13 protein-coding genes are annotated in these 11,256 nt (G+C 71.3%); 4 read left to right on the top strand and 9 right to left on the bottom strand.

The features are described 5' to 3' along the window. Nucleotides 1-135: 135 nt before the first annotated feature. Both ACTIR_RS0101140 and ACTIR_RS0101135 read right to left on the bottom strand, forming a co-directional pair. Nucleotides 136-1,254, bottom strand: coding sequence for a cupin domain-containing protein (locus ACTIR_RS0101140; protein ID WP_026452911.1), 1,119 nt, complete (start codon nucleotides 1,252-1,254; stop codon nucleotides 136-138). A 150-nt stretch (nucleotides 1,255-1,404) separates the two neighbouring features. Then, a complete protein-coding gene (locus ACTIR_RS0101135) occupies nucleotides 1,405-2,637 on the bottom strand; it encodes an FAD-dependent monooxygenase (RefSeq protein ID WP_026452910.1) in 1,233 nt (410 codons plus the stop codon). Nucleotides 2,638-2,756: 119 nt separating this feature from the next. On the opposite strand from ACTIR_RS0101135, the gene ACTIR_RS0101130 reads away from it, so the two are divergent. After that, nucleotides 2,757-3,509: an IclR family transcriptional regulator gene (locus tag ACTIR_RS0101130; RefSeq protein ID WP_026452909.1), complete on the top strand. Its 753-nt coding sequence runs from the start codon at nucleotides 2,757-2,759 to the stop codon at nucleotides 3,507-3,509. Between the two features lie 47 nt (nucleotides 3,510-3,556). Here the strand turns inward: ACTIR_RS0101130 and ACTIR_RS0101125 are convergent, their stop codons facing one another. Together ACTIR_RS0101125 and ACTIR_RS25065 are read right to left on the bottom strand one after the other, a co-directional pair. Next, a complete protein-coding gene (locus ACTIR_RS0101125; RefSeq protein WP_026452908.1) occupies nucleotides 3,557-3,772 on the bottom strand; it encodes a type II toxin-antitoxin system HicB family antitoxin in 216 nt (71 codons plus the stop codon). A gap of 11 nt (nucleotides 3,773-3,783) precedes the next feature. Then, the gene (locus tag ACTIR_RS25065) at nucleotides 3,784-3,972 is read right to left on the bottom strand and encodes a type II toxin-antitoxin system HicA family toxin (RefSeq protein WP_084789264.1); all 189 of its coding nucleotides are present in this window, start codon (nucleotides 3,970-3,972) and stop codon (nucleotides 3,784-3,786) included. Nucleotides 3,973-4,126: 154 nt separating this feature from the next. On the opposite strand from ACTIR_RS25065, the gene ACTIR_RS0101120 reads away from it, so the two are divergent. The 3 genes from ACTIR_RS0101120 to ACTIR_RS0101110 all read left to right on the top strand — a co-directional run bounded on the left by ACTIR_RS0101120 (nucleotide 4,127) and on the right by ACTIR_RS0101110 (nucleotide 6,626). Beyond that, complete coding sequence (locus ACTIR_RS0101120; protein WP_026452907.1) at nucleotides 4,127-4,396, top strand: metal-sensitive transcriptional regulator; 270 nt, start codon at nucleotides 4,127-4,129, stop codon at nucleotides 4,394-4,396. Nucleotides 4,397-4,531: 135 nt separating this feature from the next. Then, on the top strand, nucleotides 4,532-5,959 hold the full coding sequence (locus tag ACTIR_RS0101115; RefSeq protein ID WP_154663626.1) for an MBL fold metallo-hydrolase: 1,428 nt from the start codon (nucleotides 4,532-4,534) through the stop codon (nucleotides 5,957-5,959). Between the two features lie 85 nt (nucleotides 5,960-6,044). Continuing rightward, nucleotides 6,045-6,626 carry a rhodanese-like domain-containing protein gene (locus ACTIR_RS0101110; protein ID WP_026452905.1) on the top strand — a complete coding sequence of 194 codons (582 nt, stop codon included), beginning with the start codon at nucleotides 6,045-6,047 and terminating at the stop codon, nucleotides 6,624-6,626. Nucleotides 6,627-6,868: 242 nt separating this feature from the next. Here the strand turns inward: ACTIR_RS0101110 and ACTIR_RS0101105 are convergent, their stop codons facing one another. From ACTIR_RS0101105 to ACTIR_RS0101085, 5 genes are all read right to left on the bottom strand, one after another. Then, nucleotides 6,869-7,447 (bottom strand): dihydrofolate reductase family protein, encoded by a 579-nt coding sequence (locus ACTIR_RS0101105; protein ID WP_026452904.1) that lies wholly within the window; start codon nucleotides 7,445-7,447, stop codon nucleotides 6,869-6,871. A gap of 612 nt (nucleotides 7,448-8,059) precedes the next feature. Continuing rightward, nucleotides 8,060-8,887: an SAM-dependent methyltransferase gene (locus tag ACTIR_RS0101100; protein WP_026452903.1), complete on the bottom strand. Its 828-nt coding sequence runs from the start codon at nucleotides 8,885-8,887 to the stop codon at nucleotides 8,060-8,062. Nucleotides 8,888-8,972: 85 nt separating this feature from the next. Next, nucleotides 8,973-9,800 carry an SAM-dependent methyltransferase gene (locus ACTIR_RS0101095; RefSeq protein WP_026452902.1) on the bottom strand — a complete coding sequence of 276 codons (828 nt, stop codon included), beginning with the start codon at nucleotides 9,798-9,800 and terminating at the stop codon, nucleotides 8,973-8,975. A gap of 160 nt (nucleotides 9,801-9,960) precedes the next feature. Then, entirely contained in the window at nucleotides 9,961-10,527 is a 567-nt protein-coding gene (locus ACTIR_RS0101090; RefSeq protein ID WP_026452901.1) for an HPP family protein, read from the bottom strand. 56 nt (nucleotides 10,528-10,583) lie between these two features. Further along, nucleotides 10,584-11,051, bottom strand: a complete 468-nt coding sequence (locus ACTIR_RS0101085; protein ID WP_026452900.1) for a hypothetical protein — start codon at nucleotides 11,049-11,051, stop codon at nucleotides 10,584-10,586. Nucleotides 11,052-11,256: the final 205 nt, after the last annotated feature.

The following is an 11,256-nucleotide window of genomic DNA, read 5'->3' as shown; positions in this document are numbered from 1 at the left end:
CGTCGGCGGCGGCCGCCGCGTCGAGGTCGCCGTCCCGCAACAGCGCCCCGACGTCCGGGTGTCCGGTCTCGACGGCCGTCGTGCCCTCGACGCGCACGGCGGCGGTCGTGCCGCCCCGGCGGATGGTCGCCAGCCTCATGCTTGCTCTCCTTCGGTGTGGATCCGGTTGAAATGCAGACGCTCCATGATCGGGGCGTCGGAGAAGCGGAACAGGTCGAACTGCTGCTCACCCTGCAGCGAGTACTCGGCCCAGGACGGCACGACGAACAGGTCGCCCTTCTCCAGCGGGTGCTCGACGCCGTCCAGCACGACCTGACCACGCCCCTCGAACACCTGGAACACGCTGGAGCCGACCTCCCGCCGGGCCGGGGTGGCCGCGCCCGCGCGCAGGCGGTGGAACTCGGCGCGGATCGTCGGCATGACGTCGCCGCCGGTGGTGGGGTTGACGAATCGCACGGCGGCGTGGCCCTGGTCGACCGTGGCGGGCTGGCCCTCGTCCTCCAGCAGCAGCTGCTGGGTCAGCGCGGCGTCGGTGTGCTCCCAGCGGTAGGCGCCGATCGGGGACGACACCGTGTTCCGCAGGCCGGAGAGCGGCCGCAACCCGGGATGCGCCCACAGGCGCTCGCTGCGGGAGAAGTTCGGTGTGGAGTAGTCGGTGACCCGGTCCGCGCCGAACTCGAAGAAGCCCACGTCGGTGTAGTGCGAGAACGGGATGTCCAGGCCGTCCAGCCATGCCATCGGCCGGTCGGTCTCGTTGTGGTGGCCGTGGAAGTGCCAGCCCGGGGTGAGCAGGAAGTCGCCGCGCGACATCCGCACCGGGTCACCGTCGACCACCGTCCACACCCCCTCGCCCTCCACGACGAAGCGGAAGGCGTTCTGGGCGTGCCGGTGTTCGGGGGCCGTCTCCCGCGGCCCGAGGTACTGGATCGCCGCCCACAGGGTCGGGGTGGCGTAGGCGCTGCCGTCGAGGCCGGGATTGGCCAGCGCGATCGCGCGGCGTTCCCCACCGCGCCCGACCGGAACCAGGTCGCCCGCCTGCTGCGCGAGCGGGTAGAGCGACGACCACCGCCACACGTGCGGCACGGCCCGGGGTTTCGGGGTCATCGGCATCAGGTCGCCGATCTGGGTCCACAGCGGAACCAGGTGTTCGTCGTCGAAGTCCCGGTAGAGCTTCTCCAGCTCGGGGCTGTCCTCCGCGGTCATCCGGTTGTCGACCGAGTCGTGGTCGATCTCCTCACCCGGGTTCACCGACATAACGTCTCCTCCGTCGTCCTCGGTGTCACAGTGCGCCTGCTGCATGTCCACCCCGTACCGCCCGTCCCGGGGTTGCCGTGAAGGGCACATTCCCTGCGCGGGACGCAGCGAGGGGCACATTCACTGCATGTGGCGCAGGGAAAGTGCCCTTCACGACACACCTCCCGCGGGAGGGGTGGTGGAGGTGGGCAGGGTCGGCTCGTCCACGGGGCGGTACAGCCAGTCGACGAGGTGGTAGTCGTGGATGTCGCGGCTGCGGAAGACCTCGTCGCGCAACAGGGTGGAGACGTAGTCGTCCACGTGCCAGATGTCGCCCCAGGTCCGGGCGCGCTCCTGCACCGTGCCCGCGAACTCGACCCGCTCCCGTTCGTAGACCTCCAGCGCCCGGGCCAGGTCGCCGGCCGACCAGGGCCCGTCACCGAGACCGGACAACGGCCCGGCCAGCGCCACCCCGTCCAACAGCGACTGCCCCGCGCCCTGCGCGAGGTACTGCAGCATCGGGTGCGCGGCGTCGCCGAGCAGGGTGATCCGGCCCTTGGTCCAGGTCCCGATCGGCCTGCGGTCGTACATCGGCCACCGGTTGTCCCGCCGCAGCGACGGAATCGCCCCGCGCACGCCCTCGCACATGCCCGCGTAGGTGCGGTCCAGCTCCTCGGGGGTGCCCCAGTCCTGCTTGCCGTCGAGGTACTCCTGGCTGCGGAACACCGCGACCTGGTTGTAGAGCTTGCCCGCGCGCACCGGGTACTGCACCAGGTGCAGGCCGGGCCCCATCCAGACCGCGACGTCGTCCAGGGACGAGCGCCGGTCGACGTCCTCGACGGGCACCGCACCCCGGTAGGCCACGTAACCGGAGCAGATCGGCTCGTCGTCGACGAGTTCGGCGCGCAGCGTGGAGTGCAGCCCGTCGGCGCCGACGACCAGCTCGCCGGTGAACTCGGCACCGTTGTCGCAGCGCACGACGACGTCCTCTCCCCGGTCCTGCACCCCGCTGACGTGGTGGCCGGTGTGCAGGGTGATCCCGGGCTCCGCCTCGGCCGCTTCGAGCAGGGCGCGCAGCAGGTCACTGCGGTGCAGCACCAGATAGGGCCCGCCGTAGCGCTCGCGGGCGTCGGCGAGGTCGAGATGCGTCAGTTCCTCGCCGCTGGCGGCGTTACGGAACACCAGCCTGCTGGGCGCGAGGGACAGCGGCAGGATCTTCTCCAGTACGCCGACCTCGTCGAGCAGCCGGGTGACGTTCGGGGCGAGCTGCAGACCCGCCCCCACCTCGCCGAACTCGGGCGCGCGTTCGAGGACCCGGACCCGCACCCCCCGTTGGGCGAGCATCACCGCCGCCCCGAGGCCACCGATCCCGCCTCCGGCGATGATCACTTGATCCGTGGGCATGACCTTCTCCTCCAAGCCTGGTCGGCAGCCACCGCGGACGGTCGTCCCGGCACCGCCGTGCTGCCGCAGCAGCCTAGGCAGTGTTTTGCATCGCGCAAAGATGCCGATACAGTTTTTCTGTGGAGCAGAAAGATGAGCCGTACCGCGTGGAGTCGGTCGACCGCGCACTGACCCTGTTGACACTGCTGGCGGAGCAGGGCGAACTGAGCGTCACCGAGGCGGGCCGCGCACTGGGGGTCACCCCGTCGACGGCGCACCGGCTGTTGTCCACGCTGCGCCACCGGGAGTTCGCCGTCCGCGCCGAGGGCCGTCGGTACGCACCCGGACCGGCCCTGCTCGGGCTGACGGAGCGGGACGGCGTCCGCCCGCTGTCGGCACGGCTGCGCCCGTACCTCGAACGCCTCTTCGACGCCGTCGGCGAGACCGTGCACCTGATGGTCCGCACGGGCGCCGAGGTCCATTTCCTGGACGGCATCGAGGGACGCCGACCGTTACGCGTCGGCCTGCGCACCGGCGTGCGGATGCCCGCGGCCCGCACCTCCGGCGGCAAGGCCATGCTCGCCGACCTCGACCCGGCCGAGGTCGACACCCTGCTGGCCACCGCCGCGCACGGGGAACCGGACTCGGCGGCCACCTTGCACGGCGAGATCGCCACGGTGCGCCGCACGCACTACGGCATCAACCACGACGAGAGCGAGCCGGGTGTGACCGCGCTCGGCGCCTCCGCCGGGACCGTGGACGGCCGACACGTGGCGCTGTCCGTGGCCCTGCCGACCGCACGCTTCGCCACCGTCGACACCGACCCGCTGATCGCCCACCTGCTGGAGATCCGCACCGACCTCCGCCACACCCTCGGCGACGGGCGCCCCTGACCGGCACCGCGCCCTGTTGCCGGACGTGTGCGACCCTGCTTGCCGTGTCAGGCCGCGATCGTGGTGGCTCCGACGGTGGTCGGCTCAGGCGCCGCGATGCCGTCCTCGCGGAGCCCTTCCAGGTGCAGCCGCACAGCGTCGGCCATCGCGGTGACAACCTCGCTGTAGGTGTCCCCCAGTGCGACACAACCGGGCAGGTCAGGCGCCCACGCCCCGTATCCGCCGTCGCCTGTCCGCTCGACGAGAATGACGTAGTCGCTCACGTTGCCTCCGCTCACAGCCGCGCCTGCCTCAGGATGCTCCGCTCCAACGCCGGCGACAAGTCCCGACTCACCTTGCCCGGAATGGTCACACGCCCAGGCTTCGTCGGATGCTTGTACTGACGGTGACTACCCCGAGTCGTGACGAGGAACCACCCGTCTTCCTCGATCAGCCTAATTATCTCACCGACCTTCCGTGGCACCGATCTCCCCAGTTCGTGTCCCTACCGCTGGATCTGCTATCACGCTACACCCCACGCCGGGGGAACATCTCGGGGCGTTGTCGCGTTCCGGATGCCGGGATTCGCAGGCAGAACACATACCCCCTTGGGTATGATTGATTCGGAGGTGATTGCCATGGAGCTGAGGCCGGAACTGACCGGGGACGCGCTCACACGCCTGCGTCGTGCGCAGGGCCAACTGGCCGGAGTGATCGAGGCGATGGAGGAGGGTGGCGACTGCGCCCAGGTCCTCACCCAACTGGCCGCCGTGTCCCGTGCGCTGGACCGGGCGGGATTCAAGATCGTCGCCAGCGGGATGCGGTACTGCGGACAGGCCCGCGAGAACGGTGACGAGCCCGAGATGACCGAGCAGGAGCTCGAACGACTGTTCCTCTCGCTGGCCTGACGGATCGCGCCCGGGAATAGGTGGACACCGACATGCGTCGGATACCCCGGGGGGTATAGTCGAGGAAGACGGCAACCCCGGGAACCGACCCGGCGCCGAGACGGACAAGCGCCGAGACGAGAAGAAAGGGCGTGGATGATGACCGCGCAGACAGCGCAGCAGCATCAGCTCGCGGGCGGACTGGCCGTCGAGGTCGTGGAGACCTCGTCGCTGGGCGACCGCAGTTACCTGGCCACCGACGGCGACGTCGCCGTGGTGGTCGACCCGCAGCGGGACATCGACCGGGTGGTCGCGCTCGCCGGACGACTCGGTGTGCGGATCGCGTTGGTGCTGGAGACCCACGTACACAACGACTACGTCTCCGGCGGCCTGGAACTGTCCCGGCTGACCGGCGCCGAGTACGCACTCTCCGCCGAGGACGAGGTCCCGTTCCACCGTCGCGGGCTCACCGACGATGAGGTCGTCGACGTCTCGGACCGGCTGCGGGTGCGGGCGGTGAAGACGCCGGGACACACCTATCACCACCTGTCCTACGTGCTGGAGGGCTCGGAGGGGCCGGTGGCCGTGTTCACCGGCGGTTCCCTGCTCTACGGCACGACCGGGCGGACCGACCTGGTCAGCGAGGACGACAGCGAGCCGCTGGCCCGGCACCAGCACGCCTCCGCCCGCAAGCTCGCCGACATGCTGCCGCAAGCCACCCACATCTACCCGACGCACGGGTTCGGCAGCTTCTGCTCGGCCACCCAGGCCGAGGGTGACTCCGGCACCATCGGTGACGAGCAGCAGAACAACCCGGCGTTGACCCTGGCCCGGGACGAGTTCGTCGAGCAGACCCTCTCCGGCCTCGACGCCTACCCGGCCTACTACGCACACATGGGCGTGAAGAACGCCCAGGGGCCCGCGCCGATCGACCTGCGGGCGCCGACCCAGGCCGACCCGGACGAGCTCCGGCGCAGGCTGGAGGCCGGGGAGTGGGTCGTGGACCTGCGCTCCCGCAAGGCGTACGTGCGCTCGCACCTCGCGGGCACGATCAGCCTCGGCCTGGACGGGCCGATGGTGACCTGGCTCGGCTGGATGATCGACTGGGGTGCCCCGATCACCCTGCTCGGGGAGACCTCCGAGCAGGTGGCCACCGCCCAGCGGGAGCTGGCCCGGATCGGCATCGACGAGTTCGCCGGCGCGGCCACCGGCACGCCGGAGGAGCTGGCGGCCGACCGCGCACAGCTGGCCCAGCTGCCGACGGCCACGTTCGTCGACCTCGCCGAGGCCCGCAAGAACGGCGGCGCCGACGGCCTGCCGAACCCGGACGTCGTCCTCGATGTGCGCACGAACAACGAGTTCAACTCCGCGCACGTCACCGACGCGGCCCACATCCCGCTCTACGAGCTGAAGGACCGCGTCCACGAGCTGCCCGCGGGCGCCGTCTGGGTGCACTGCGGCAGCGGGTACCGCGCGGCGGCGGCCGCCTCCGTGCTGGAGAGCGCGGGCCGCGACGCCGTCCTGATCGACGACCTGTTCGGCAACGCCGCCGACTCCGGCGTCGAGCTGACCCACGGGTCCTGACCCCGACCGACCGAACGACCGACCGAACCGGACACCGCGGACCACCCCCGTCCGCGGTGTCCCCCTGTGGGAACGAAAGGAACATATGTCGACCACCGCATCTCCGACCACGCTGGACACCTCCGGCCTGAAGGAACTGCTCGACAACGGCTCCCCGGTGCGCGTCATCGACGTGCGGACCCCGGGCGAGTTCGAGGCGGTGCACATCCCCGGCTCGGTGAACCTGCCGCTGGACGTGCTGCGCGCCCAGGACAACCTGACCGTGCGGCACGACGAGCCGATCGTGCTCGCGTGCGCCTCCGGTGCGCGTGCCGAGCAGGCGCGGAACCTGCTGGAGTCCTCGGGTGCCACGCAGCTGCGGGTGCTCTCCGGCGGTGTCTCCCGCTGGGAGCAGGACGGCGGGACCGTCGAGCGCGGCAGCAACGTGTGGCCGATGGAGCGCCAGGTGCGGCTGACCGCCGGGCTGCTCGTGCTCACCGGCGTGCTGAGCAGCATCGCCTTCGAGCCGCTGAAGTGGATCGCCGGGTTCGTCGGCGGCGGCCTGACCTTCGCCGCGCTGAGCAACACCTGCGCGATGTCCAAGGTGCTGGCCCTGCTGCCGCACAACCGGCCGAAGAAGGCCACGGACCCGCAGAAGGCGCTGCCCACCCTGACGGACCGGCGCTGAGCGACCAGGCCCGGGCGGCCGGGGTCCGGACACCCGACGCCGCGACGGCTGACCGGTGAGAAGACCCGCCACGCATTCGCGTGGCGGGTCTTCGTCTGTCCGGCTACGTCGCGGGTGGCGGGGTCCCGCCGATCGGGACGACCCGGTGGAGCCGGACGAGAACCCCCGCCGGGCCGTCGGTCAGCGGGTGCCCCGGTCGGCGTCGTCGGTGCGGGCGGGGTAGGGCGCGTCGATGCTTCGCCTCACCCACCACGCCGGTAGGTGAGGTGCAGGACACCGCTGCGGAACACCCGCGTGTCGACGAGGTCGAAGCGCTCGGGGGCGAACCCCCCGTCGAACAGCGGGATCCCGTCCCCCACCACGACGGGATGTAGCTTGACGATCAGCTCGTCGATCTCGGAACGTAGTGCCGCGGCGAGTTTCCCGCCGCCGCAGAGCCAGATACCCGCCCCGTTCTCCCGCTTGAGTTCACGCACCGCGGGGACCGGATCGCCGCGCACGAGCTCGACCGTCGGGTCCGGACTTTTCGTCATCGTCGTGGAGAACACGAGGCTGCGCAGGTGCCGGTAGGCGTTCGTGACGCCCTCGCGCAGGCCGATCTCGTAACTCCCCCGCCCCTGGAGCACGGTGTCGAACCGGGTGTTCCCCGCGTCGGTGAGCCCGAGCAGCGGGCGGACGTGGCTGGGAACGATCTCGGGGTACTCCTCGACGAGGGACACGGCATGGTCGCCTTCGGCCAGGAAGAAGTCGGGGTTCCCGCCGCCCGGATCGGTGATCCGGCCGTCGATCGTCGACGCCACGAGATAGGTCAGTTTCCGCACGGAATGTCCTCCCGATCGAGTAGTGCCTCGGCCACATCCGCCGCCGCAGCGGCTCCGCCCTCGGCGCGCAGGGCGGCACGGTGGTCGAGTGCCGGGCCCACGAACGTCCCCGTCGAGTGCCTGCTCCAGTTGCGGGAGGACGCCGCGCCCCTCGTCGAGGAACAGTTCGACGGCCTCGACACCGCCCTCCGGCCACTGCTCACCCCGTGCCTCGTCGGGCAGGTCGGAGGAGACGACCAGCGGCCGGGCACCGGACGTGGCGGCGAGGTCGGCGAACGGGGCGGGTACGGCGACGGTGACGCGATGCCCGCGCTCCACCAGCTCGGCGAGCACGGGCAGATGCGGGTTGAGGTGGCCGTGCGCGCCGACGGCGACCATGAGGAAATGGGCCATGGGACCTCCAGTTGTCCCTGCGGTTGGATACGGCGGTCTCGCTGTTCGCCGACAGGACGAACAGCGGAGGATCGCCATGGCCGTTCGCCCTGCGGGACGAACGGCCATGGGCGGCGCGCTCACCTCAGAGGTACAACTGGTACATGCCACCGGAGCGTAGTTCGGGGAAGGCCCGGCCGCGAGCGGATTCCCGGCCGGGGCCGCAGCGGGGATCCGCGCTCAGGGCTTGCGGGCGAGGCCGCCGAGCATGAGGTGTTCCTCCGGCCACGGATCCCGCGTGGCGGGGCCGTCCGGCCACCACTCGTGCAGCTCCACCAGCCCCGGCGGTACCGGCTCCAGGCCCCCGAACAGCGCCCCGATCGCGTCCCGGCCGCGCCACCAGCCCGTGCCCATGCCGGTCTCCCACACCGTGCGTTCCAGCTCCACGGCACGGCGGTGCAACTCGGGGTCCTCGTCGCCCGGGTCCCAGAAGTGGGTCAGGGTCACGTACGAGCCCGAGGGCAGCGCGTCGACGTACTCCCGCATGATCGCGGCCGGGTCCTGCTCGTCGGAGACGTGGTGCAGGGTGCCGATCTGCATCAGCGCCACCGGCCGCGTCAGGTCGAGATGCGCGGTGACTCCCGGATGCGCCAGCAGGGCCTTCGGCTCGGTCAGGTCGGCCTCGACGAAGTGCGTGCGGTCGTTCTCCTCCAGCAGCGCGCGCCCGTGCGCGTTGCACACCGGGTCGTTGTCCACGTACACCACCCGGGCGTCCGGACGGTGCGCCTGGGCGACCTGGTGGGTGTTCTGCACCGTCGGCAACCCGCTGCCGAGGTCGAGGAACTGGTCGACTCCGACCACGTCGGCGAGGTAGCGCACCACGCGGACGAGAAAGGCCCGGTTCATCCAACCGACCTCGGCCTGATGCGGCACGACCTTTTTGACCTGCTCGTAGACCGCCCTGTCCACGGCGTAGTTGTCCTTGCCACCCAGGAAGGCGTCGTAGACCCGGGCGATACTCGGTCGCGTGGTGTCCAGCTCGGCCGACGGTGGACGCTCGTCCCGCATGCTCACTCTTCTTTCGATCACCGACGGTCAGTGACCGGTCACCCTGCCATGAGTCCGGCCGCGCGCGGAACGCACGGTCCCGGATTCACGGCTTGTGGGCGAGTCCGCCGAGCATGAGGTGCTCCTCCGGCCACAGCTCCCGGGTCGCCGGGCCGTCCGGCCACCACTCGTGCAGCTCCACCAGTCCCGGCGGGAGCGGCTCCAGGTCCCCGAACATCGTCGCGATCTCCTCACGGCCGCGGAACCAGCCGGTGACCATCCCGGCGTCCCCCATCCGGCGCTGCGCCTCGTCCGCGACCCGGTGCAGGTCCGGGTTCTCGTCGCCCGGATCCCAGAAATGGGTCATCGCCACGTACGAGCCCGACGGCAGCGCGTCGACGTACTCGCGCATGATCGCGGCCGGGTCCTGCTCGTCGGAGACGTGGTGCAACGTGCCGATCTGCATCAGCACCAGCGGCTTCGACAGATCGAGATTGCCGGTCACCTCCGGGTGGGCCAACAGCTCCTTCGGCCCGGTCAGGTCGGCCTCCACGAAGGTCGTCCGGTCGTTCTCCTCCAGCAGCGCACGCCCGTGCGCGTTGCACACCGGGTCGTTGTCCACGTACACCACCCGCGCGTCCGGACGGTGCGCCTGGGCGACCTGGTGGGTGTTCTGCACCGTCGGCAACCCGCTGCCGAGGTCGAGGAACTGGTCCATCCCCACCTGCGCGGACAGGTACCGGACCACGCGGACCAGGAAGGACCGGTTCATCCACGCCACCTCGGTCTGGTGCTGCGCGATCGCGTTGACCTGCTCGATCACCTGCCGGTCCACGGCGTAGTTGTCCTTACCACCCAGCCCGGCGTCGTAGACGCGGGCGATGCTTGGCCGTGTGGTGTCGATCCTGGTCGAGGGAGGGCGCTCGTCCGGCACGGTGGGGACTCCTCGTCACTGGCGGTGGCACTCGTCGATGATCAGCACCACTCTGCCACAACCCCGAGTCGCCACCCCATACCCGCGAGTCGCCACTCCATGCCCGCGAGTCGACGCGCCAACACCGCGAGTCGACGCTCCGGTACCGCGAACCGGACGGTCATCGCCGGTCCCGGGGCGGGACGACCGCCTGTGGCACGCCCAGGAGCCGGTTCAGCGCGAGCCCGACCACGGTGACGAGGAGGACCCCGATCCCGATCGTCAGCAGGTCCGCGCCGGTGGTGAGCATGCCCAGGCAGATCAGCAACGTCGTCGCCCCGGCGGGTGGGTGCGGACAGCGCACCGCGAGCAACACGAGTGCGGTCAGGCCCACCGCCGTGGCCGCTGCGGCGACACGCGGCACGGTCAGCCCCTGGGTGAGCACGGACGGCGTGTCGGTGAGCCCGTAGGCCCACAGCGCACCGACCCCCGCAGCCATGGCGACGGCGTGCCCGACCACCGTGCACAGTGCACTCGCCGACCTGCGCAGCGGTGACTCGAAGAACAGCAGCACGGTCGGCCCGAGGCTGGGGAACACGTACGGCTGGTTCGTCGCGAGGCCGAGTGCGCCGACCGCACCGAGTGTCACCGCACTGAGGACCAGCGTGTATCCGGCCCGGCCGAACCGCCCGAACCGGCGTTCGGCCGCGCCGAGCAGGCCTCCGGCACCGTCCGGTGTCTCCGACATGGCCCCTCCCGCTCCCGGTCCGGGTCGCGCCCCGTGGTCCGACCCGGACCGGGTGCTCACGCGGCCGCGATCAGCGCCTGTGGAGCGGCCTGTCCGATCCGGGTCCGCAGCCACGCCACCGCCGAGCGGGTGTCGGCCACACACGAGTCGGTGATCGACAGCAGCTCCCGGTCACGCAGTGCCTGGGCCGCCTGGCCCACCGCCGTCCAGGTGATCTCCACCAGGGCGGCGCGCACGACGAGGTTCTGCAGGTCCCACACCAGACCCGCGCCCGCGCCACGCGGCCCGGCGGGCAGTTCGGCGCCCGGGGTCGAGACCACCGGGGAGGCACCGAGCACCGCCTCGCCGTAGTACGCCACCACGGGCTCCAGCCGGCGCACGTGGGCACGGCCGAGGTCCGCGAACCGCGAGCCCAGGGTCACCACGTCGGGCTCGGCGGCGTGCCCGTCGGCCACCTCGGTGAAGGCGTCGGCGAGCGCGGTCTCCGCGGCGACCAGCAACGCCAGGTGTTCGGGTAACCGCACGGTTCGTCCTCCACGGTCGTCGGGATGGTCACCGGCCCTCGTGCGCGGGGTGGGGCAGGTTCGGGGTGTGCCGGGGCGTCGGCGGGTGCGGTGGTGGGTCGACCGGGGCGACGTCCTCGGTCACCTCGTCCTCCGCCGCACCCCGTGTGGCGGGCACCCCCGCGGGGTCGGCGGGGGCCGAGGCGGTCGTCGTCGGTGCCGGTGC

Origin of the sequence: Saccharomonospora iraqiensis subsp. iraqiensis, from assembly GCF_000430445.1 — a bacterium.
In the GTDB taxonomy this organism is placed as follows: domain Bacteria; phylum Actinomycetota; class Actinomycetes; order Mycobacteriales; family Pseudonocardiaceae; genus Saccharomonospora; species Saccharomonospora iraqiensis.
This window is presented reverse-complemented; position numbering and strand designations above follow the sequence as displayed.

Bases quoted from the DNA above. Each gene is read 5' to 3' on its own strand.
- ACTIR_RS0101110 (WP_026452905.1), top strand. From the start codon at position 6,045: ATGTCGACCACCGCATCTCCGACCACGCTGGACACCTCCGGCCTGAAG.
- ACTIR_RS0101115 (WP_154663626.1), top strand. From the start codon at position 4,532: ATGATGACCGCGCAGACAGCGCAGCAGCATCAGCTCGCGGGCGGACTG.
- ACTIR_RS0101090 (WP_026452901.1), bottom strand. From the start codon at position 10,527: ATGTCGGAGACACCGGACGGTGCCGGAGGCCTGCTCGGCGCGGCCGAA.
- ACTIR_RS0101140 (WP_026452911.1), bottom strand. From the start codon at position 1,254: ATGTCGGTGAACCCGGGTGAGGAGATCGACCACGACTCGGTCGACAAC.
- ACTIR_RS0101135 (WP_026452910.1), bottom strand. From the start codon at position 2,637: ATGCCCACGGATCAAGTGATCATCGCCGGAGGCGGGATCGGTGGCCTC.
- ACTIR_RS0101100 (WP_026452903.1), bottom strand. From the start codon at position 8,887: ATGCGGGACGAGCGTCCACCGTCGGCCGAGCTGGACACCACGCGACCG.
- ACTIR_RS0101120 (WP_026452907.1), top strand. From the start codon at position 4,127: ATGGAGCTGAGGCCGGAACTGACCGGGGACGCGCTCACACGCCTGCGT.